Origin of the sequence: Sphingomonas sp. Leaf198 (assembly GCF_001424005.1) — a bacterium.
Taxonomy (GTDB): Bacteria; Pseudomonadota; Alphaproteobacteria; order Sphingomonadales; family Sphingomonadaceae; genus Sphingomonas.
This window is the reverse complement of the sequence record NZ_LMPX01000001.1, coordinates 744,469-766,891: the sequence shown is the minus strand read 5'-3', so window position 1 is coordinate 766,891 and position 22,423 is coordinate 744,469. Positions and strand designations below refer to the sequence as shown.

General features: G+C 65.8%; 19 protein-coding genes. 5 read left to right on the top strand and 14 right to left on the bottom strand.

The genetic code is table 11. The features are described from left to right. Positions 1 to 73: 73 nt before the first annotated feature. Positions 74 to 2,257 (bottom strand): ComEC/Rec2 family competence protein, encoded by a 2,184-nt coding sequence (locus ASG20_RS03555; protein WP_201780706.1) that lies wholly within the window; start codon positions 2,255 to 2,257, stop codon positions 74 to 76. Positions 2,258 to 2,347: 90 nt separating this feature from the next. On the opposite strand from ASG20_RS03555, the gene gltX reads away from it, so the two are divergent. Genes gltX through ASG20_RS03540 form a run of 3 tightly spaced genes read left to right on the top strand, consistent with a single transcriptional unit; the run spans position 2,348 to position 5,290 of the window. Further along, positions 2,348 to 3,778 (top strand): glutamate--tRNA ligase, encoded by a 1,431-nt coding sequence (gene gltX / locus ASG20_RS03550; protein ID WP_056048584.1) that lies wholly within the window; start codon positions 2,348 to 2,350, stop codon positions 3,776 to 3,778. A 25-nt stretch (positions 3,779 to 3,803) separates the two neighbouring features. Beyond that, on the top strand, positions 3,804 to 5,087 hold the full coding sequence (locus tag ASG20_RS03545; protein ID WP_056048581.1) for a citrate synthase: 1,284 nt from the start codon (positions 3,804 to 3,806) through the stop codon (positions 5,085 to 5,087). Further along, positions 5,087 to 5,290, top strand: a complete 204-nt coding sequence (locus tag ASG20_RS03540; RefSeq protein ID WP_056048578.1) for a hypothetical protein — start codon at positions 5,087 to 5,089, stop codon at positions 5,288 to 5,290. The genes ASG20_RS03545 and ASG20_RS03540 overlap by 1 nt, the downstream gene beginning before the upstream one ends. On the opposite strand, the gene ASG20_RS03535 is transcribed toward ASG20_RS03540, so the two are convergent. The 4 genes from ASG20_RS03535 to ASG20_RS03520 form a co-directional block, all read right to left on the bottom strand. Continuing rightward, the gene (locus ASG20_RS03535; protein WP_082470710.1) at positions 5,264 to 6,640 is read right to left on the bottom strand and encodes a sensor histidine kinase; all 1,377 of its coding nucleotides are present in this window, start codon (positions 6,638 to 6,640) and stop codon (positions 5,264 to 5,266) included. The genes ASG20_RS03540 and ASG20_RS03535 overlap by 27 nt on opposite strands. Further along, complete coding sequence (locus ASG20_RS03530; RefSeq protein WP_236698734.1) at positions 6,637 to 7,704, bottom strand: DUF2336 domain-containing protein; 1,068 nt, start codon at positions 7,702 to 7,704, stop codon at positions 6,637 to 6,639. The genes ASG20_RS03535 and ASG20_RS03530 overlap by 4 nt, the downstream gene beginning before the upstream one ends. Positions 7,705 to 7,772: 68 nt before the next feature. Continuing rightward, a complete protein-coding gene (locus ASG20_RS03525) occupies positions 7,773 to 8,954 on the bottom strand; it encodes a hypothetical protein (RefSeq protein ID WP_056048570.1) in 1,182 nt (393 codons plus the stop codon). A 106-nt stretch (positions 8,955 to 9,060) separates the two neighbouring features. Further along, on the bottom strand, positions 9,061 to 9,354 hold the full coding sequence (locus ASG20_RS03520; protein ID WP_056048567.1) for an Hpt domain-containing protein: 294 nt from the start codon (positions 9,352 to 9,354) through the stop codon (positions 9,061 to 9,063). A gap of 103 nt (positions 9,355 to 9,457) precedes the next feature. Here ASG20_RS03520 and ASG20_RS03515 point away from each other — a divergent pair, with 103 nt between their 5' ends. Together ASG20_RS03515 and ASG20_RS03510 are read left to right on the top strand one after the other, a co-directional pair. Then, entirely contained in the window at positions 9,458 to 11,746 is a 2,289-nt protein-coding gene (locus ASG20_RS03515) for a hypothetical protein (protein ID WP_231420315.1), read from the top strand. A 100-nt stretch (positions 11,747 to 11,846) separates the two neighbouring features. Beyond that, positions 11,847 to 12,626, top strand: coding sequence for an SDR family oxidoreductase (locus ASG20_RS03510; RefSeq protein WP_056048561.1), 780 nt, complete (start codon positions 11,847 to 11,849; stop codon positions 12,624 to 12,626). A 234-nt stretch (positions 12,627 to 12,860) separates the two neighbouring features. Here ASG20_RS03510 and ASG20_RS03505 read toward each other — a convergent pair whose 3' ends face one another. From ASG20_RS03505 to ASG20_RS03465, 9 genes are all read right to left on the bottom strand, one after another. Further along, a complete protein-coding gene (locus ASG20_RS03505) occupies positions 12,861 to 13,142 on the bottom strand; it encodes a DUF1467 family protein (protein WP_056048558.1) in 282 nt (93 codons plus the stop codon). A 4-nt stretch (positions 13,143 to 13,146) separates the two neighbouring features. Further along, positions 13,147 to 14,784 carry a ribonuclease J gene (locus ASG20_RS03500; RefSeq protein ID WP_056048555.1) on the bottom strand — a complete coding sequence of 546 codons (1,638 nt, stop codon included), beginning with the start codon at positions 14,782 to 14,784 and terminating at the stop codon, positions 13,147 to 13,149. A 63-nt stretch (positions 14,785 to 14,847) separates the two neighbouring features. Further along, positions 14,848 to 15,624, bottom strand: a complete 777-nt coding sequence (locus ASG20_RS03495) for a type III pantothenate kinase (protein ID WP_056048552.1) — start codon at positions 15,622 to 15,624, stop codon at positions 14,848 to 14,850. A 10-nt stretch (positions 15,625 to 15,634) separates the two neighbouring features. Then, positions 15,635 to 16,366, bottom strand: coding sequence for a biotin--[acetyl-CoA-carboxylase] ligase (locus ASG20_RS03490; RefSeq protein WP_056050373.1), 732 nt, complete (start codon positions 16,364 to 16,366; stop codon positions 15,635 to 15,637). A 2-nt stretch (positions 16,367 to 16,368) separates the two neighbouring features. Then, the gene (gene nuoN, locus ASG20_RS03485) at positions 16,369 to 17,814 is read right to left on the bottom strand and encodes an NADH-quinone oxidoreductase subunit NuoN (RefSeq protein ID WP_056048549.1); all 1,446 of its coding nucleotides are present in this window, start codon (positions 17,812 to 17,814) and stop codon (positions 16,369 to 16,371) included. Further along, on the bottom strand, positions 17,814 to 19,349 hold the full coding sequence (locus ASG20_RS03480; RefSeq protein WP_056048546.1) for an NADH-quinone oxidoreductase subunit M: 1,536 nt from the start codon (positions 19,347 to 19,349) through the stop codon (positions 17,814 to 17,816). The genes nuoN and ASG20_RS03480 overlap by 1 nt, the downstream gene beginning before the upstream one ends. Next, on the bottom strand, positions 19,349 to 21,466 hold the full coding sequence (nuoL, locus tag ASG20_RS03475) for an NADH-quinone oxidoreductase subunit L (RefSeq protein ID WP_056048543.1): 2,118 nt from the start codon (positions 21,464 to 21,466) through the stop codon (positions 19,349 to 19,351). The genes ASG20_RS03480 and nuoL overlap by 1 nt, the downstream gene beginning before the upstream one ends. Positions 21,467 to 21,471: 5 nt before the next feature. After that, positions 21,472 to 21,780 (bottom strand): NADH-quinone oxidoreductase subunit NuoK, encoded by a 309-nt coding sequence (nuoK, locus tag ASG20_RS03470; protein WP_082441002.1) that lies wholly within the window; start codon positions 21,778 to 21,780, stop codon positions 21,472 to 21,474. Continuing rightward, positions 21,777 to 22,388 (bottom strand): NADH-quinone oxidoreductase subunit J, encoded by a 612-nt coding sequence (locus tag ASG20_RS03465; protein WP_056048540.1) that lies wholly within the window; start codon positions 22,386 to 22,388, stop codon positions 21,777 to 21,779. Before ASG20_RS03465 ends, nuoK begins: the two co-directional genes overlap by 4 nt. Positions 22,389 to 22,423: the final 35 nt, after the last annotated feature.

The following is a 22,423-nucleotide window of genomic DNA, read 5'->3' as shown; positions in this document are numbered from 1 at the left end:
GGCCGCTGTCTCCCGAATCGTACCACCTTCGCGCCTTTGCGCCTTTGCGCCTTCGCGTGATCATTTCTTTGCGTCAGCGGCTATGATTTGCTCGAAACGCCGATGCTGAGTGCCGAAACCCGCCCCGCTGCGGCTTGAAAGAATTTGGAGTGCGTTCAAGGATCGGCGGATCGCGCCAAGGGTGACGGTCCCCCGCGTTCAGTATTGTCACGACAGTCCCCGTCCCCAAGGTCAGCGCGACGCCACCCGTCCTCCGTAGAACGCGGCGATCCAGTCTTAGCCACCGCGGTACGCACCGCTTCGGCAGACGACGTTCGCTAACAACTACGTCAGCGCTCCGACAGGCGGTGATCAGCTCGGCGAGCGGGACCATATAGGCGCTGCGCGTCGCAAGGACCCGCCACATCCGTCCCCGTGCGGCGATATCGGTGACGCACAGATCGCGACTGCACCGCGCATCGGGTTGGTCCGCCAGCAGCAGCGGCTCGCCGTCCACCCCGCCGTTCTCCGCCAGCATGTCGCGCGTATAGTCGCCAGCCCTATCGCGCAGCATTGCGAGCCCCGCCGCCGTTCGCACCGCGACATGGCGCCCGTCGCCGGTCACGAGAACATCTGGCGCCGGCGTCGTCATCGCCCAGACCGCGCCAATCGCCAAAGGTATCAGCCCAAGCCGCCGCCACCGCGTCCGCCACAAGGCTATCCAGATACCACCAACGATCATCGACGCGAACGCCGCCGTCGGCATCGCGGGCAAGGACCGCACCGAACCTGGTGCGCTGGCAACAAAATGTGCAAGCCATAGCAGAGCGTCGAGCGAGCGCTGGACCAGCCACCAGATCGGCGCCCCGATCCCGCCGGCATCGAGTAGCAACGCCAAAGCCTCCAGCGGCATCACCACGAAGGTCGTCAGGGGGATGGCGATGATGTTGGCGAACGCGCCGTACAGCCCGGCCTTGTGAAAATGATAGACCGCGATCGGCATGAGCGCGAACTCGACGAGCAGGCCGGTAAGCAACAGCGATGCTATGCCGCGAGCGAGACGGCGCGGTCGTCCCTCTTCGTGAGGCCCGAAAAACGCGCGAACCGAAGGGTGCTCGTGCAGCGCCATGATCGCGGTGATCGCCGCAAACGACAGCTGGAAGCTTGGTCCCGCCGCCGATTCGGGCAGCACGAGCATGACGCACGCCGCCCCCGCCGCGACGAGTCGCAAGGTCATCGCCTCGCGCCCCATCGCCAGCGCCGCCAGCACCAGCAGCGCCGCGACGCACGACCGGATCGTCGGAACCTGACTGCCGGTAAGCAATGTATAACCGATCGCCGCCGCCGCCCCCGCCAGCGCGGCGATCAACGGCAGGCGCGCATGCAGCGCCAGCCACGGACTGAGCGCCAGCAGACACAACACGATCAACATCGTCGCCGCCACCGCCGCAGTGATATGCAATCCGCTCACCGACAACAGATGCGCGAGTCCAGCGCGGCGCATCGCTTCCGAATCCTCCTCGCTGATCGCACCGACGTCGCCGGTTGCGAGCGCTGCAGCGATACCGCCTGCGCTGCCGTCCAGTCGCGACACAATATGGTGCGACAACGCGACGCGGATACCGGCTCCCGATTCGCTTGGCGTCGTCACGACTATTGGTGCGAAGCCCCGCCCCGTCGCACCGATCTCGCCGAACCACGCGACCCGGGCGAAGTCGTAGGCGCCGGGCACCGCGGGCAAAGGCGGTGGCATCAGACGCGCCCTCAGGCGGATGATCGCCCCAGTCCCGAGCAACTTCGGCGCATCCACTTCAGCAAGATTAACGCGGACGCGGTATGGCAGGGCAACCGGCTGCCCGTCGGTCTCCGCGCCTTTCCCGATCGGCAGCAGCGTCAGCCGGACCAGCTTCCGCGCGACCAGTGGCTCGATCGCTTCGACCTTGGCCGAGAAGCTCGCGATCGTCGGTTCACCTAGAACCGGTCGCGCCACCGACTCCGATCGCCCCCAGATCAGTCCGAGCCCCAACGCCGTCGTCAGCAACCCGATCGCCAGCGACCGCGCTGCACGCCCACCCTGTCCCGCCGCCAGACACCCCAACCCACTCGCCAGCAACACCAGTATCGCCACACACCACGCCGCCGGGTCCGGTAACGCGAACCACAGCGCGATCCCGCCGCCCAGCATCACCGGCAGCCACAACACCAACTGGTCGCGCTCCGCCTCGAGCCAGCGCTCCACGGCAAGCCCGACGACAGCCCCCCATCGCGGCACGCCCATTTGTCGCCGCCAAGGACGCATGCTAGGGGCGGCGACGGCTGTCATGGCCATCGTTTCTCCATCGTTTCATCAGTCTGGGAGCACCCGCGGTTGGGCGCAATATCTGATACGGGCACCGCCAATGCGGCCGCACCCGTGGTTACCCGTTTCGCTCCGTCGCCGACGGGGTTCCTGCATCTTGGCGGCGCGCGCACCGCGCTGTTCAACTGGCTGTTCGCAAAAGCATACGGGGGTAAATTCCTGCTGCGGATCGAGGATACCGACCGGGTCCGTTCGACCCAGCCGGCGATCGACGCGATCATCGACGGGATGCGCTGGCTCGGGCTCGACTGGGACGGCGACGTCGTCATGCAGTTCGCGGGCGCCGAACGCCACGCGCAGGTCGCGCACGAAATGGTCGCGAAGGGCCACGCGTATCGCTGCTACATGACCAACGACGAGATCGCCGCGATGCGTGCCGAGGCACAGGCCGCGAAGAAGCCGCTCCGCATCCGCAGCCCTTGGCGCGATCGCCCCGAGAGCGAAGCACCGAACCTTCCCCACGTCGTCCGCCTGCGCGCGCCGCAGGAAGGCGCCGTCACGATCGAGGACCGCGTCCAGGGCGCCGTCACGGTCAAGAACGAAGAAATCGACGACCTCGTCCTGCTCCGCTCGGACGGTACGCCGACCTACATGCTCGCCGTCGTCGTCGACGATCACGACATGGGCGTGACGCACGTCATCCGCGGCGACGATCACCTCAATAACGCGTTCCGCCAGCTGCCGATCTACCGCGCGATGGGCTGGCCCGAGCCGATCTACGCGCACATCCCGCTGATCCACGGCCCCGATGGCGCCAAGCTGTCGAAGCGTCACGGCGCAGTCGGCATCGAAGCGTACCGCGACGAGATGGGTATCCTGCCCGAGGCGTTCGACAACTACCTGCTCCGGCTTGGCTGGGGTCACGGCGACGACGAGATCATCAGCCGCGAACAGGCAGTCGAGTGGTTCGATCTGTCGGGCGTCGGCAAGTCGCCCTCGCGCTTCGACCTGAAGAAGCTCGAGAACCTCAACGGCCACTACATCCGCGAAGCCGACGATGCGCGCCTTGCGCAACTCGCCGCCGACCGTCTCGGCCATGATCTGCCGGCCGGCGGACTGGACCTGCTCACGCGTGCGATGCCGGTCCTCAAGCCCCGTGCCGCTAACCTGAACGAGCTGGCCGAGGGATCGAATTTCCTGTTCAGCCAGCGCCCATTGGCAATGGATGACGCCGCAGCGAGCCTTTTGCAAGGTGAAGCGAGTGTCATTTTGGCGAACGCGCATGCCGAACTTGACGCGCTCGCCGAGTGGGATACGGAGGCGCTCGAAGGCGCGGTACGGCGCGTGGCCGAAGCGCGGGGCGTCAAGCTCGGCCAGGTCGCACAGCCGCTTCGCGCCGCGCTGACGGGACGCAAGACGTCGCCGGGGATCTTCGACGTGCTCGACCTGCTCGGGCGCGACGAGAGCCTGGGACGGATCGCCGACCGGATGGCTAGCTGATAAGATTTCGAGGAAGGATACAAGCATGAGCGAGACCGCAACCCTCAAGGTCGACGGCAAGGATTTCGAGTATCCGGTGATGTCCGGTACGGTCGGACCCGATGTCATCGATATTCGCAAGCTGTACGCGCAGACGGACAATTTCACCTATGATCCGGGCTTCACGTCGACGGCGTCGTGCCAGTCGAAGCTGACCTATATCGATGGTGACGCGGGCACGCTGCTGCACCGCGGCTACACGATCGGCGAACTGGCCGAGCAGTCGAACTTCATGGAAGTCGCCTACCTCCTGCTCAACGGCGAACTGCCGAGCGAAGACGAGCTGGCGAATTTCTCCAACACGATCACGCGCCACACGATGGTGCACGAGCAGCTCGCGCAGTTCTTCCGTGGCTTCCGCCGCGACGCGCATCCGATGGCGATCCTGTGCGGCGTCGTCGGCGCGCTGTCGGCGTTCTACCACGATTCGACCGACATCCACGATCCGGCACAGCGCGTCATCGCGTCGCACCGCCTGATCGCCAAGATGCCGACGATCGCCGCGATGGCGTACAAGTACAGCGTCGGTCAGCCGTTCGTCTATCCGGACAACACGCTGAGCTACACCGGCAATTTCCTGAAGATGACGTTCGGCGTGCCGGCCGAGAAGTACGTCGTGAACCCGATCGTCGAAAAGGCGATGGACCGCATCTTCATCCTTCACGCCGATCACGAGCAGAACGCGTCGACCTCGACCGTCCGTCTCGCCGGTTCGTCGGGCGCCAACCCGTTCGCGTGCATCGCGGCCGGCATCGCTTGCCTGTGGGGCCCCGCGCACGGCGGCGCGAACGAAGCCGCGCTCAACATGCTGCATGAGATCGGCACCGTCGACCGCATTCCCGAGTACATCGCCCGCGCGAAGGACAAGAACGATCCGTTCCGCCTGATGGGCTTCGGTCACCGCGTCTACAAGAACTACGATCCGCGCGCGGCGGTCATGCAGACGACCGTCAAGGAAGTGCTCGGCGAACTGGGCGTCACCGACCCCGTGTTCGACGTCGCGATCGAGCTCGAGCGTCTGGCGCTGAGCGATCCGTACTTCATCGAGAAGAAGCTGTTCCCCAACGTCGATTTCTATTCGGGCGTGATCCTGTCGGCGATCGGCTTCCCGACGTCGATGTTCACCGTCCTCTTCGCGCTCGCCCGCACCGTCGGCTGGGTCGCGCAGTGGAACGAGATGATCACCGATCCAGACCAGAAGATCGGCCGTCCGCGCCAGCTCTACAGCGGCCCGACCGCGCGTGACTACGTCCCGATGGCGTCACGCTGATGAAGACGCTCCGGCCGATCCTGATGATCGTCGGCGTGCTCTGCGCGCTGATGGGTCTGCTCTGGATCGGTCAGGGGCTCGGTTACGTCCACTGGCCGCAGTCGAGCTTCATGCTCGACCAGCGGCCTTGGGCGGATCGCGGCGCATTCCTCGCCGCGTTCGGCCTCGCGCTGATATTAGTGGCGCGCCGGATCCGCCGGTAAGGTCAATAAGAACCGCGCGCCTTCGCCGGGCGCGCTTTCTACCGTGAGATCCCCCTGCATCGCCCGCGCCAACCGCCGTGCGATATACAGGCCGAGCCCGTTGCCGCCGGCCTCCGACGTGTCGACGCGCTCGAACTTCTCGAAAATCCGGACCTGATCCTCGGGCGCGACGCCCTTGCCCTGATCCGCCACGGTCAGCACCGCATGCGTCGCGTCGCGTGTGACCGTCACCGACACATCCGATCCGCGCGGCGAATACCGCAGCGCGTTCCCGACAAGGTTGACCAGTATCTGCAGCACGCGGCGGAAGTCGCCGATCGCCGGCACGCGCGCGTCGGTCGCAGGCCGCGCGATCGAGACACCGAGATTGGCGGCGCGCACGGTCAACAGCCCCGCCGCACGACGCGCGACGTCCGCCAGATCAATCGGTTCGGGCGCGATCGTGAAATCGGGCCGCTCGACAGCCTGAAGATCGACCAGATCGTCTACCAGTGACAGAAGGTGCCGCCCGGCGGTCGCGATGTCGGCGGCATAGTCGGCATAGTCGCCCTGCACCGGGCCGTCGGACTGCGCATTGATGCTGTCGGCATTCGCCACGATCCGCGCCAGCGGCACGCGCAACGCCTTGTCGAGCCCGGTCGTGAAAGTGGCCGACAGAACCGTAGGCTCGGCGGGCGCTGGCGTATCCTCGACGACAATCCGGGCTGCGCCGACGAAGCCCGCGAAATCACCCGACACATCGTAGCGGACATTGGCCGTCAGCATAACCGCCCGCCCCGAACTCCGCAGCCGCGCCGGCTGGGCCGTCATCGGACGCCGCCGCGCGAGCGAATCGAGGATCGGCAATCCGCCGTCCGATCCGGAGTCGAGCGCGAACATCGCCGTTAGCGGCTGCCCGAGCAATGCGAATGGATCGAAGCCATGCTTGGGCCCGGCGTCCAGCGTGACGAACGTCAGTCGCAACGCGGCATCGGTTTCCCATCGCCAGTCGCTATCGCTGTCGAGGAACCCCTGCACATCGGGCGAAGGCCGCGTCGGGCGCCACGCTGCGATCTCGCGCCAGCCGCTGACCGTCAGCCGGACATTCTCGCCGTCGGGCTGCGCGCGCACCCAGAGGTCGACATCCGCCTCGTCGTCGGCGACGACCACACCGCGCGAGACGAGGATCCCGAGCCGCCGCGCGAGACGCGCGATCGTCGCGAGTTGCGGAACCGCCAGCGGCGCACCACGCATGCCGCCGGCGCGCTGGTTCAGCGCGACCAAGGCCGGATCCGCAAACACCAGCGTGCCATCGGCGGCAATAATGGCGTGCGCGATCGGGTTCTCGGTGGTGGGATCGAACATCGTCATCGACGGTCCGTACGCGCAAGTGCCCGCAAGGCCAGCCGAAAATCCCGGTTCAGCGCCAACGGCGCGACCGCGGCCTGGGCTTCCGTCACGTCGATCGAAGCGATTTCGTCGAGCGCGTCGGCGAACGCCTCGATATCCCGCCGCGGATCCGCTTCGGACAAGGCGAGGCCGATCCTGGCGATCGTCGGTCGATCCATGTCGATCGCCCGCAACGCCAGCCACAGCCGATCGCCATCGGGCTCAAGCGTGATCGCCCTCGCCTGGTCGAATGCGATGCCGAGAGCATGCGCCAGTACCGCGACGAACAGCGACAGCCGACGATCGCCGATCGATTCGACCAGCACGGCGGACAGCTCGTTCGGCCGCGCATCCATCGCGCCCGCCAGCCGCATCGCGACCGCATCCGCCCGCTCGCCTTCGTCGTGCGCGGCCAGGCTGCGCTCCGCGGCGTCGGTGATCGCCCGGTCGCCCTCCCGCGTCGTCACGCGCTGCTCGTCGCGGATCGTAGCGGCGACCCACCAGACGAGCCGATGATGGAGTTCGGCGGGCAATTCGCTGCCACTGGCCAAGCCCTGTTCGTTCGATACGCGCCGTCGACTTTCCGCCGCCAGCAATGCCGACGCGGCGGACGCGACGACGCGATCGGGTACGCCTGCCAGCCGCACCACGAGGCTCGCCTCGTCGGGATCGGCGATGTCGACGGGGAGCGACGCGGCGATCAGGTCATGCCGGACCCGTGCGATCAGCTCTTCCATCAGGTCTTCGTCGCGTAACAGACCGGCGCGGGTCAACCGGGCGACGACGCCCGCGCCTTTCGGCCGCAGGACCGCCTCGCCAACCTTGGCCAGCCCTTGCCCGGCGAGCAGTCGCGCCGCGTGGCGACGGATGTCGGCTTCGATCGCTTCGACGATCCCGCCCAGGACCCGGGCAAGCATCAGCCGGGTGCGATCGTCGAGCCGCGCGTCCGCATCGAGGAAGAAGTCGGCGATCGTTCCCGCCAGCCGCGTTTCGGCACGTAGGCGCGCGCTTTCCGCACGGGCGACGGGCGCATCAAGTGACGGCATCGCGTCTTGGACAGGATCTTGGCCGACAGACATGATCCGGTAGGTAGTCCCCTGTCGTTAATGTCGGCCTAAGGATCGCGACGAAGTCGTTCGATCGCATCCGCCAGGGTCGCAGTCGCATATACTACAGCAAAACCAAGCCCAAATACGGGAAACCCGATCAGCGCGAACGCGCCCACGATCAGGAGATAGGCCGCCGGACTTCCCCACCAGAGCCGACGATCGCGTTCGAGGATAGCGCGCTCGGCAAGGCCGCCGATCGCGATCAGCGCCGTGCCGATCGCCAGCGCCGTATTCTCACCGGCACGTCCCGCGACGATGAACGCGAAGACCAGAGTCGACGCCGCAGCGATGCCACCGATTGCAAGCGTCTGCCACCGGGCCAGTGGGGCCTCGTCGCGAAGATCGCTCAGGACCGAGCCGAGCGCGAGCGCGACGCAGGCGATCAGCGCGATCACCAGACCCGTCGAGGCAAGACCGAACCCGATCGTCACCAGGCCAGCGACGCCGAGCGCCAGCCCCGCCCCGCCGACGCTTGCGCCCGCCGCGCCACGATCGACCAGCAATGGCAGGGCAAGCCGCGCGATCGGCGCCAGCACGAACCGATCGAACCAGCCGCGCCGGCCCGACACGATCGTCATCAGCACCGCGCGTCCGCGCTCTTCCAGCGTGCGGGCCTGGCGTTCGATGCCGTGTCCGCCGCGCACCGCATCGGTCGGCAACAGCACCTGGGTCGCGCGCGACTGAACCGCGAACCGCAACAACGACGATTGCAGGTCGTAATCCTGCGGCAGTCCGGCAACTTCGGCGATCCGGCTCGCACTGAGCCGCGCGACACCTGCCCACGCCATCTGGCCGCCGACCCGCTCAAACCCCGGCCCGGCATCGGCCTCCGGCACGACGAGCAGGCAATCGCCTTCTTCGGCGGCCATCGCCTTGACGATCGCATCGGTGGTGACGAGGCCGTCGCCGAGCATCAGCACGCGCGCCAGTGGATGAAGCTTTTCGACCGCCTCGGCCGCAGATCGCACGGTATCGACGCTGACGCCGCGCCGTCCGATCCGATTGATCGCCCCCAATAGTTCGGGCGTCATCCGCGCGACGACGACGATAACCTGCGCCACGCCCGCGGCGATCAGCAACCGCGCCTGATACTCGATTAGGGTTACGCCGCTGAACGGCAGCGTGGCCGCCAGACGATCGGGGCGATCGTCCGCGTCGTGAATTGCAAATAATAGGCCGGCAAGCATCGTCGGCTGTTAGGCGGTCGATGGCGTCCTGCAAAGCCCGGGTTCGGGTGGAACGCCCCTCGATACGGCCCAATCCGCTTGAAAGCGCGGATCGAACGTCGTGCGATCAAAGACTGGCGACGGCCCGGCGGAGTTTCTTCAGACCTTCGGCGTCGCGTGGGTCGCCGTCTGCGACCACGGTCGCGATCGTCATCAACCGGATCGCGCCAAAGCTCGCGGCCAATCCCTTCAACCGCCACGCCGCGGCGCGCCAGTCGTCGACGTCGGTCGCCAGCGTCATCGCCGTCAGTGCCCGTTCGGCGCTTTCGATGAACGCGATTCGCAACTCGGCGATCAGGATGGGTTCGTCACCCACCGCGGCCGCCAGCGTGGCATCGATTGCTCCGGGGTCATACGCCATGTCGCCCTGCTTACCGGACGGATGCTTAAGGGAAGATTGCACAAGACGTTTTGTCCGGCCACGTTTCGTGATACTTCGACAACTCATGAACGGGGGTTCGCCAATGATCGGGTTTCGTGCGGCGGCAGGCAATGCCCATCCCATTCGCGCGGATATCGTGATGGAACCGGTATCGGACCCTATGCCCCAGAGCGCGTATCAGGAAACATTCGAAGCGTTCGAGGTGGATGATCCCGCACGCGGACTGGGTCGGGTGTTTGCGGGGATTGCGATCTTCGGCGTGTTGGCATGGCTGTTCGGCATGGTCTGGTTCGTACGGGATGCGCTGGCGACGATCGAACCCCTCGCACTCGTCCAGTTCGTCGCCGCACTCTGCGTTGTTCCGGCGCTCGTCGGGATCGTCTGGCTCCTCGCCATGCGGACCAGCCGCGCCGAAGCGTATCGGTTCGGCGTCACCGCTCAGGCTATGCGCGACGAGGCGGCAAGCCTGGAGCGCACCGTCGCCGCCTTGTCGAATACGATCGAGGCCAACCGCGCGCAGCTCGCCGAGCAGGTCGATACGTTCCTGCTGATGGGTAATGGCGCGACCGAACAACTTGCCGCGATCGGTCGCGGCATGGCGTCGGAGATCGACCAGGCCGCCGCGCACGCCCGCAACCTCGCCACGTCGACCGCAGGCGCGCAGTCCAGCCTCGGCGTCCTGATCGCCACCCTTCCCCGCGCGCAGGCGGATATCGACGACGTCGCCAAGCGGCTCGAACGCACCGGTCTGTCGGCGAGCGAACACGCCGCGGCACTCGATGCGCAGATCGTCGCGCTCGCCGAACGCGGCCGCGAGGCCGACACCATGGCGAGCGGTGCCGCGCAACGTCTTGCCGCGCATATCGTGCGGATGGAGGCGACCAGTCAGACCGCGGGCGCGCATCTCGAGTCGGTCACCGACGGCATGTCCGCCGCGGTCGACGCGCTGCTCAACCGCACCGCCGATGCCGTCGATCTGTCGAGGCGGGGGATCGCCGCGCAGGGTGATGCGATGCTGGCGATGGTCGGAGCCAACCAATCCGCGCTCGACAGCGCCGCGCGCGATAGCGCCGAAGCGCTCGCGCACCGCATCGCCGCGGTCGAGGACGCGATCGAACGCGTCGCGATCCGCCTCGACCTGCAACGCAGTGCCGGCGACCGGATCGTTGACGACCTTCATGCCGGGCTCGGGGACGTCGAGGCGCGGATCGAGCTATTGCACCGCCACGGTACCGAGCGGACGCAGGGTCTGGCCGCATCGATCAGCGCGCTGGGCGGGTCCGCCGACGCTATGACCGAGGCGCTCCGGACCGGCGACGACATGGCGCACCGGACGATCGCCACGACCGAAACGCTGCTCGTCGCGCTCGACGCCGCCGCACGCGAGATCGACGAGACGATGCCGGCCGCACTCGGCCGCCTCGATTCGCAGGTACTGGCCAGCAAGAGCATCGTCGTCTCGGCGCGTCCCGACCTGCTCGCGCTCGTCACCGCCGCGGAGAGCACGCACGACGCGATCGAGGCGATTGCCGGGGTCATCGGCGAGCAGCGCCTGGTGCTCGACACGCTCTCGATCGACCTGCTCAACACGCTCAACACCGGCCGCGCGAAAGCCGATGCCTTGGGCCAGATGGTCGACGAGGCGATCGGCCGCACGCAGCATTTCGCCGAAGACGCAGCTCCGCAGCTGATCGAGGCGCTCCACCGCGTCCGCGAGACCGCCGCGGTCGCTGCCGACAAGGCGCGCGAGACGCTGTCGAAGGTCATCCCCGAAGCCGCGGCCGCACTCGAAGCCGCCAGTGCCGACGCGATGCGCCGCGCGACCAACGACACCGTGGAACGTCAGGTCAAGGCGCTCACCGACGCGACCGGCGCCGCGGTCGACGCCGCCACCGGCGCGACCGAACGCCTCGCGCGCGAAGTCCAGGCGATCGTCGACCAGACCGCCGTAGTTGAAACGCGGATCCAGGAAGCGCGGACCGAGCGCGAAGATGCCGATCAGGACACGTTCGCGCGACGCGTCTCGCTGCTGATCGAATCGCTCAACTCGGCTTCGATCGACATCACCAAGGCGATCGCCCCCGAAATCTCCGACAGCGCATGGGGCGCGTACCTGAAAGGCGACCGCGGCGTGTTCACACGTCGTGCCGTCCGCATCCTCGACGCCAGCGAAGTCCGCGAGATCGCTGGCCTCTACGACGAGGACGAGACCTTCCGCGAGATGGTCAACCGCTACATCCACGATTTCGAAGCAATGCTCCGCACGATCCTGACGCAACGCGACGGCTCGCCGCTCGGGGTGACGTTGCTATCGTCCGACATGGGCAAACTGTATGTGGCACTGGCGCAGGCGATCGAACGCCTCCGCTGAACCGGACCTCAAAGGAGCCTGCGAAATGATCCAGCGTCACCGCTAACGCGGCCATCGCCAGCGGAGTGATCCGCCGACCGGACTCATATTCGAGGCTTACATGCCAAGGCTGAACACTAAAATTTGCGTCGTCACCGGCGCGGCACGTGGCATCGGCCGCGCGATCGCCGAGCGCTTCCATGACGAAGGCGCCATCGTCATCCTCACCGATATCGACGAAACCGCCGGAGCGGAGACTGCGGCTGCCATCGGCTGCCAATTTGAAAAGCTGGACGTCCGCGAAGAGACGGACTGGGCACGACTGGCTGAGATCGTCCCGGTCGCCGACGTCGTCGTCAACAATGCCGGTGTTACGGGCTTCGAGGGAGGCATGGTCGCGCATGATCCCGAACATGCGACCTTGTCGGACTGGCGCGCGGTCCATGCGGTCAACCTCGACGGCACGTTCCTCGGCTGTCGCTATGCGATCGGGGCTATGAAAGCAGCGGGCACGGGATCGATCATCAACATCTCGTCGCGATCCGGGCTGGTCGGCATTCCCCTCGCCGCGGCCTATGCGTCGTCGAAGGCGGCGATCCGCAATCACAGCAAGACGGTGGCGCTGTATTGCGCGCAGCAGGGGTGGAAGATCCGCTGCAACTCGGTGCACCCGGCCGCGATACTAACGCCGATCTGGGAGCATATGCTTGGGGATGGGCCGGACCGCGAGGCGCGGATGGCGACGCTGGTGGCGGACACGCCGTTGAAACGCTTCGGGATGCCGGAGGAGGTCGCCGCGGTCGCGGTGATGCTCGCGTCGGACGAGGCGACCTACATCACGGGGACGGAGATCAATATCGATGGCGGTTTGCTGGCAGGCTCGGCCGCGTCGCCAGGGTGATGGCCATTTTTAAGCTTCATCTCGCGGAAAGCATCGGGGAAAGATTTATCTGAGGCCGCAAGCAGCGTTTACGGCGCAGCGTGTCCAAAATCGCCCCGTCACCCCGGACTGGTTCCGGGGTCCACCGTGCCGCATACTCACGACTACCGACCAAGCGGAACCGTGGATGCCGGAACAAGCCCGGCATGACGGAGATCGAGATAAACTACTCGACGGATGCGAACCCGTCGCCCCTCAGCGCGTGACCATATTGCCGCGATCGAACAGGTCGACCGTCTGCGGCGTAATCCATCCGTAAGAATAATTCAGCTGGAACAGCACGAACAGCACCGTCGCGACCACTGTCACCCGCCATGCCGTCCGCCCCGAGCGAAACTCATGCGGCGCGCTCTCGGCCTGGCCGGGGACGTGTTCGCCCCCGACCTCACGCGTCGTCTTCACCCCGAATGGCAGGACCAGGAACACCGAGAACGACCAGAACAGGACGTAGATCGCGAGTGCCGAGGTCCAGCGCATCGGCTCAGCCCTCGATCAGCAGGACATCGACGATCGGCTGCTTGCCGGTCCAGCGCTTGGCGACCTTGCGCACCGCGAGACGGATCTGCTCGCGCATCTTCTCGCTCTCGCGCTTGCCGCCGCGTACCGTGTCCGCGGCCGCCTGGACCGCATCGGCGATGAATGCCGCACGATCCTCCTCGACCGGCACGCCCTGCACGCGGACCTGCGGCTGGCCGACCATCCGGCCGTCCTTGCCAAGCGCGACACCGACCGAAATCTGGCCGTTGATTGCCAGCTTGCGCCGCTCGCTCAGCGTCGCACCATCCGCCGGCAGGATCACATCACCGTCGAGCACGAGACGCCCAACCGTCGCATTGCCGATCTTCGCCGGGCCCTTGGGCGCCAGACGAATGATGTCGCCGTTGCTCTGCACGATCGCGCGCGGAATGCCCTGCTCGAGACCGAAGCGCGCATGCTCCATCATGTGGCGCATCTCGCCATGCGTCGGCACGAGTACCTCCGGCCGCAGCCAGTCGTACATCTGCGCGAGTTCCGGCTGACCCGGATGACCCGACACATGGACGTGCGCCTGGCGCTCGGTGATCATGCGGATGCCCTTGGCCGCCAGCGTGTTCTGGATGCGACCGATCTGGACCTCGTTGCCCGGGATCTGCTTCGACGAGAAGATCACCGTGTCGTCGGCGTCGAGCGTGATCGTGTGCTGGCCATTGGCGACACGCGCCAGCGCCGCGCGCTCTTCACCCTGGCCACCGGTGGCGATGATCAGCACCTTGTTCTTGGGCAGGCGCATCGCTTCGTCGGGGCTGATCGTGTCGGGGAAATCCTTCAGATAGCCCGTCGCGCGCGCAACCTTGATGATCCGGTCGAGCGAACGCCCGGTGACGCACAGCTTGCGCCCGGTTTCCTTCGCGACTTCACCGAACGTGTGGAGACGCGCGGCGTTCGACGCGAAGCTGGTGATCATCACGCGGCCCTTGGCCTTGCTGACCTCCTCGAACAGCCCCTTGCGCACGGTGCTCTCGCTGCCGGACGCGGTGGTGTTGAAGATGTTGGTCGAATCGCAGACCAGCACGTCGACGCCCTTGTCGCCGATCGCCATGAAGCCCTCGGGCGTGGTCGGGTTGCCGATCACCGGGTTCTTGTCGAGCTTCCAGTCGCCGGTGTGGAACACGCGACCATAGGGCGTGTCGATCAGCAGCGCGTTCGCCTCGGGGATCGAATGCGACATCTCGACGAAGGTAAAGCCGAATGGCCCGAGCTGGAAATTGCCGCCCATCGGGATCATCTTGAGCTTCACGCGGTTGGCGATGCCCTCTTCCTCGAGCTTTCCGCGGATCAGGCCCATCGTGAACGGGGTCGCGTAGATCGGCACGCCGAGGTCTTCGGCGAGATACGGCAGCGAGCCGATGTGATCCTCATGGCCGTGCGTGATGACGATGCCGAGCAGGTCGTCGATCCGGTCCTCGATAAAGGACAGGTCGGGCAGGATCACGTCGACGCCGGGATATTGCGGATCGGCGAAGGTGATGCCGAGATCGACCATCACCCACTTGCCCTGGCAGCCGTACAGGTTGACGTTCATGCCGATTTCGCCGGAGCCGCCAAGGCCACAGAAAAGGAGTTCGTTCTTCGGAGTCATTGATTACTTTCAGGATTATACAGGAATATGGCCCGCAGGCCGGTCGGCGCGAGCCCAATGGCCCTAGATATGGTGACGATCCCACATCATCGCCAGCCCCTGGATCGTCAGGTCGGCTTCGATGACGTCGAACACGTCGGTCTGTTTCTCGAATAATGTGGCGAGGCCGCCGGTGGCGACGACCTTCACGGGACGGCCGATCTCGCGCTTCATCCGCGCGACCAGCCCCTCGATCATCGCGACATAGCCCCAATAGATGCCGATGTGCATCTGCGAGACGGTGTTGAGCCCGATCACGCTGGTATCCGTCGGTGCCTCGATCGCGATCCGCGGCAGTTTCGCGGCCGCGGTTACCAGCGCGTCGAGCGACAGGTTGATCCCCGGCGCGATGATCCCGCCCTTGTACGCGCCGCTATAGTCGACGACGTCGAAGGTGGTCGCAGTGCCGAAATCGATCACGATCAGGTCGCCTGGATGCAGCGCATGCGCGGCGATCGTGTTGACCGCGCGGTCTGCGCCGAGCGAGGCCGGCTCGTCGACGTCGATCGCGATGCCCCATTCGACCGGCGCATGGCCCGCGATCAGCGCCTCGGTATTGAAGTATTTCGACGCGAGCACCTGGAGATTGTGGAGTGCGCGCGGCACCACGGTGGCGACTATTACGCCCTCGACCGCAGTGCGATCATGCCCGCCGAGCTGCATCAGCTGGCTGAGCCACACCGCATACTCGTCCGCCGTCCGCCTGGGATCGGTCGCGATCCGCCAGCGTGCGACGATCTCGCCGCTCTCGACGAGCGCGAACACGACATTGGTATTGCCGGCATCGATCGCGAGCAGCATCAGCGGGGCCTCAAAGCAGGAAGACGTCGGCAGCGTGAATGACACGCCGCTCGCCAGACGCCAAGCGGAGGATCAGCGCGCCGTCGGTGTCGAGCCCGACGAACAGGCCGTCGATCCCGCTGCCATCCGGGAGCCGCGCAGTCAGCGCGGTACCAGCCGGGTGCGCACAATCGACCCAGCGCTCGCGAACCGGCGCGATGCCCTCGGTCCGCCAGCGACCGATCCAACGCGCGAAACTGTCGGCGAGAATGTCGAGGAACATGGCCGGTTCGACCACCACGCCGTGCGCGGCAAGGTCGGTCGTCAGACGGTCGGGCAAGTCGGGATGATGCGCGATGTTGACGCCGTAGCCGACGATCACCGCATTGTCCGAGCGTTCGAGCAGGATACCCGACAGCTTGGCGTCCGCGAGCAGAAGGTCGTTCGGCCACTTCAGGACCAGCGTTTCGCTCGCATCGGTCGTGCCCTGGCAGATCCCGGCGACGAGGAACGTCGACACGGTTTCCTGCAAGGCGACCGCAGCGACGAGCGCGAGGCTCGCCGCGGGCGGATCCGTCGGCCGCAACCGGACCAGCGTACTCGCGTAGAGGTTACCCTCAGGCGACGACCATTCGCGCCCGAGCCGCCCCCGCCCCGCCGTCTGCCGGATCGCGCGCAACCAGAGACCGTCCTCGGCACCGCCGCGTGCAAGCTCCAGCAGGTCGGCGTTGGTCGATCCTGTTTCCGCGACGGTGCGGATGATGCTCAGAACAACGCCCGTGCGGCCGCCATCGTCCACGCGCCAAGCACGGGGATGAGGAGGTAGCCGGCTGGCGACACGAACACGGCGGCGATGGCGATCAGGCCACCCTCGACCTTGCTCTCCATCGGCGCGAACGCGGGTGCCGGATCGTCGAAGTACATCGTCTTGACGACGCGCAGATAGTAATACGCGCCGATCACCGAGGCGGCGATGCCGACCACCGCCAGCGGGAAGAGCCCGGCGTCGACCGCCGCGCTGAACACCGCGAACTTCGCGTAGAAGCCAAACAGCGGCGGGATGCCGGCGAGGCTGAACATGAAGATCGCGAGCGCTGCGGCGAGTGCAGGCCGCGTCCGCGACATGCCGGCAAGGCTGTCGATCGTCTCGACCGGCTGCCCGTCGTCACCACGCATCTGCAACACCACCAGGAACGAACCGAGCGTCATCGCGACGTAGATCGTCAGGTACATCAGCACGCCCGACACGCCTTCGGGTGTCCCGGCCGCAAGACCGATCAGCGCGAAGCCGACATTGTTGATCGACGAGTATGCGAGCAGGCGCTTGATGTTGGTCTGGCCGATCGCCGCGACCGCACCGAGGATGATCGAGGCCAGCGCCGCGAAGATCACGATCTGACGCCACTGGTCGGTCGCCGGGCCCATCGCATCGACCGCCACGCGGACGCTAAGCGTAAGCGCTGCGACCTTCGGGGCGGACGCGAAGAACGCAGTGACCGGCGTCGGTGCGCCCTCGTACACGTCGGGCGTCCACATGTGGAACGGCACCGCGCTGATCTTGAACGCGAGACCGGCGAACACGAATACCAAACCGAACAACAGGCCAAGCGACTTGGTGCCCGCATAGGCTTCCGAGATACCCGAGAACAACGTCGTGCCGCTGAACCCATAGACCAGCGAGATGCCGTACAGCAGGATGCCGCTGGCGAGCGCGCCGAGCACGAAATACTTCAGGCCGGCTTCCGCCGAACGCCCGTCGCGCCGCATGAAGCTGGCGAGGACGTATGCTGCAAGGCTCTGCAGCTCGAGACCGACATACAGCGTAAGCATGTCGGTGGCCGAGACCATGATCCCCATGCCGCACGCCGACAACAGGATCAGCACCGGATATTCCGGACGCAGATCGTCGCCGTGCGTGCGGGCGAAAAAGCTCGGCGCCATGACGATCGCGACCGCCGAGGCGATGTAGATCAGCACCTTGGCGAACGCGCCGAACGCGTCCGCGCGGTACAGGCCGTCGAACGCATAGCCGCCCGACGAGGCTGGACCGACCAAAGCGATCCCCGCCCCGACCAGCACGAAAACGGCGGCGATCGAGACGGCGCGCGTGGATTTGTCCCCGCCCCAGGCCGAGACGAGCATCAGCGCGATCGCACCCAACGCCAACACCAGTTCGGGCAGCGTCATTGCGATGTTAGCAGCGTAATCCATCAGTGTGCCTCCCCGTGCGCGGCACTATGGACGGTTGCGGCGGGCTCCCCCGCGGTTGGGTTCGAATCGCTGGCCGGCTTGGCGCGGTCGACACGGGCGAGAAGCACGCCCACGTCCTTGCGCATCGGTGCCAGGAAGCTCTCGGGATATACGCCCATCCACAGCACGACGGCTGCGATCGGTGCGAGCAACCACATCTCGCGGCCCGACAGGTCGACCATCGCGCGGACGTCGTCCGACTTGATCTCGCCGAACACGACGCGACGATACAGGAACAGCATGTACGCGGCGCCCAGGATGATGCTCGTCGTGCAGAGCAACGCGGTCCAGGTCGAGACCTGATACGTGCCCATCAGCGACAGGAACTCGGCGACGAAGCCGCTCGTGCCCGGCAGGCCGATCGAGGCCATCGTGAAGAACAGGAAGAAGATCGCATACTTCGGCATGTTGATCGCGAGGCCGCCATAGCGCGAGATCTCGCGGGTATGGAGCTGGTCGTAGATCACGCCGACGCACAGGAACAACGCGCCCGATACCAGGCCGTGGCTCAGCATCATGATCATCGCGCCTTCGATGCCCTGCCGGTTGAACGCGAACAGGCCGATCGTGACGATCGCCATATGCGCGACCGATGAATAGGCGATCAGCTTCTTCATGTCCGACTGCACGAGCGCGACGAGCGACGTGTAAATCACCGCGACCGCCGACAGGCCGAAGATCAGCCAAGTTAGCTGGCCCGAGGCTTCGGGGAACATCGGCAGCAGGAACCGCAGGAACCCGTATCCGCCAAGCTTTAGCAGCACGCCCGCCAGGATCACCGAGCCTGCGGTCGGCGCCTGAACGTGCGCGTCGGGCAACCAGGTGTGGACCGGCCACATCGGCATCTTGACCGCGAACGATGCGAAGAACGCCAGCCACAGCCACGTCTGCACGTGCGCCGGGAAGTCGTAGTTCATCAGCGCCGGGATGCTGGTCGTGCCCGCGGTCTTCGCCATGTACAACATCGCGATGAACATCAGGACCGAGCCGAGCAGCGTGTACAGGAAGAACTTGTACGACGCGTAGATCCGGTTCGCACCGCCCCAGATGCCGATGATCAGGTACATCGGGATCAGGCCGGCTTCGAAGAACACATAGAACAGGAACAGGTCCTGCGCCGCGAACGTGCCGATCATCAGCACTTCGGTGAACAGGAACGCCGCCATGTATTCAGGCACGCGGGTGGTGATCGAGCGCCAGCTGGCACCGATGCAGATCGGCATCAGGAACACGCTGAGCATGATCAGCATCAGCGCGAAGCCGTCGATGCCAAGCGACCAGCCGAACGGACCGAAGATGCCCGGGGCGTGCTCGACGAACTGCCACTGCGCGCCGCCGATGTCGTAGTTCATCCACAGCAGGATGCCGAGAACGAAGTCGATCAGCGTCGCCGCCAGCGCCAGCGTCCGCGCCGCGTTCGCCGAGACGAACAGGCACACGACAGCCGCGATCATTGGGACCGCGATCAGGACGGAGAGGATAGGAAAGCCGGTCATTACAGTCCGATCGCCCAGGTTACGGCTGCGGTCAGCCCGATCAGCATGACGAAGGCATAGGTGTAGAGGTATCCCGTCTGGAAGCGGTTGGCCACGCGGCTACCGATCTGCACGACCCAGGTCGCGCCATCAGGCCCGAACCGGTTGATCGTCTTCTCGTCACCGCGGTGCCACAGGAAGCGGCCGATCGCGAACGCCGGGCGGACGAAGATCAGGTCGTACAACTCGTCGAAATACCACTTATGCAGCAGGAGGTCGTAGAGCACGCCGAACTGTTCGACGACCTTGGCCGGGAACGTCGGTGCCTTGATATAGGCGTACCAGGCGGTCAGCAGGCCGAGCAGCATCGCGATCGTCGCCGACAGCTTGATCAGCAACGGCACGCCGTGCATCTCGTGCATCAGATGTTCGCGGAACGCGAGTGCGCCCTTCCAGAACTCCTCGCCTGCGGTCGGCTCGATGAAGAAGCCGTGGAACACGAAGCCGGCGAGAACCGCACCGATCGACAGGACGATCAGCGGGATCAGCATCGGCAGCGGGCTCTCGTGCGGGTGATACCCACCATCGCCGTCGGCCGGCGCATGCGCGGCGTCGTGATGATCGTGCGGCGCGTGACCTGCGTCCTCGGCCTGAGCCGGGTTCGCGTGATGGTCGTCCGCGTGATGCGCGTCATGGGCGTGCCCGTGCGCATGCTCGTCGTGACCGTGTGCGTCGTGGAGCGCATGCTGGATGTGCTCCGATGCGGCCCAGCGCGGCTTGCCCCAGAAGGTCAGGAACATCACGCGCCACGAATAGAAGCTGGTCAGCAACGCGACGAGCACGCCGACGAACCACACGCCCGGCTGACCCGCAGCCCAGCTCGCCTCGATGATCGCATCCTTCGAATGGAAGCCTGCAAACCCGATCGCGGTGTTGCCGAAGAGGCCGGGGATGCCGACACCGGTGATCGCGAGCGTACCCGCCATCATCGCCCAGAACGTCACCGGGATCTTCTTACGCAGGCCGCCATAATAACGCATGTCCTGCTCGTGGTGCATCGCATGGATCACCGAGCCGGCGCCGAGGAACAGCAGCGCCTTGAAGAACGCGTGTGTGAAGAGGTGGAACATCGCCGCGCCGTACGCGCCGACACCCGCCGCGAAGAACATGTAGCCGAGCTGCGAACAGGTCGAATACGCGATCACGCGCTTGATGTCGGTCTGCACGAGGCCACAGGTCGCCGCAAACAGGCAAGTGGCGGCACCGACCGAGGTGACCACGGTCAGCGCGACCGGGCTCATCTCGAACATCGGCGACAGGCGGCAGACCATGAACACGCCCGCGGTGACCATCGTCGCCGCGTGGATCAGCGCCGACACCGGGGTCGGGCCTTCCATCGCGTCCGGCAACCAGGTGTGCAGGCCAAGCTGCGCCGACTTGCCCATCGCACCAACGAAGAGCAGCAAGCAGAGCACCGTCATCGTATCGAAGCGGTAGCCGAGGAAGCCGAGCGTCGAGCCCGCCATACCGGGGGCCGCGGCGAGGATCTCGGGGATCGAGACCGTACCGAACACCAGGAACGTGCCGAAGATACCGAGCATGAAGCCGAGATCGCCGACACGGTTGACGACGAACGCCTTGATCGCGGCTGCGCTGGCAGAGGGCTTGCGGAACCAGAAGCCGATCAGGAGGTAGGATGCGAGACCCACGCCTTCCCAGCCGAAGAACATCTGGACGAGATTGTTCGCGGTCACGAGCATCAGCATCGCGAAGGTGAACAGCGACAGATACGCGAAGAAGCGCGGCTGGTCGGGATCCTCGTCCATATAGCCCCAGCTATACAAATGGACCAGCGCCGAAACCGACGTGACGACTACGAGCATCACTGCGGTCAGCGCATCGACGCGCAGCGACCAGGCGACGTTCATGTCGCCGGAGTGGATGAAGTCGAGCAGCGGCGCGACGGTGGCCGTGCTGGTGCCCGACAGGAAACCGATGAAGATCGGCCAGGACAACAGGCACGACGCGAACAGCGCTGCCGTGGTGACGAGTTTCGCCGGCACGTTGCCGATCGCGCGATTGCCGAACCCGGCAACGATCGCGGCCAGTAACGGCAGGAAGACGATAAGCTGGATCAACCGTATTACCCCTTCATCCGGTTGACGTCGTCGACCGCGATGGTGCCGCGACCGCGGAAATAGATCACGAGAATGGCGAGGCCGATCGCGGCTTCACCCGCGGCGACCGTCAGCACGAACATCGCGAACACCTGTCCGACGAGATCGTGGAGGAACGCCGAGAACGCGACGAGATTGATGTTCACCGCCAGCAAGATCAGCTCGATCGCCATCAGGATGACGATGAGGTTCTTGCGGTTCAGGAAGATGCCGAGCACCCCCATCGTGAACAGGATCGCCGCGACGACCAGATAATGGACGAGACCGATCGTCACAGTTCGACTCCCTGCCCGACGACCGGGCTCGTGTTGCGCGTGGCGTCCTGCGGACGACGCGCGTTCTGGCGGCTGATGTTCTGCGCCTTGACGCCGCCACGCTGGCGGTGGGTCAGCACGATCGCCCCGATCATCGCGACCAGCAGCACCAGGCCGGCACCCTCGAACACGAACAGATAGCGCGTGTAGAGCAGGTTACCGATCGCCTGGATGTTCGGCACGGTGTCGTCGATCGGTGCGGCGCGACGTGCGAGTTGGATCGGGCCGGTGCTCCATGCGCCGATCGCGATCATCACCTCGGCGGCGAGTGCCACCGCAAGTGCGAGACCGATCCCGAAATACCGGGCAACGCCTGCGCGCAACTCGGTGAAGTCGATGTCGAGCATCATGACGACGAACAGGAACAGCACCGCAACCGCACCGACATAGACGATGACGAGCAGCATCGCGATGAACTCGGCACCGACCAGGATCATGAGGCCAGCCGCGTTGAAGAACGCGAGGATCAGCCACATCACCGAATGGACCGGGTTGCGCGACGCGATCGTCAATGCGCCCGACAGGACGACGACGAAGGCGAAGAGGTAGAAGGCTAAGGCCTGGATCACGCGATCACCCTCCCCGTCACCCCAGCGAACGCCGG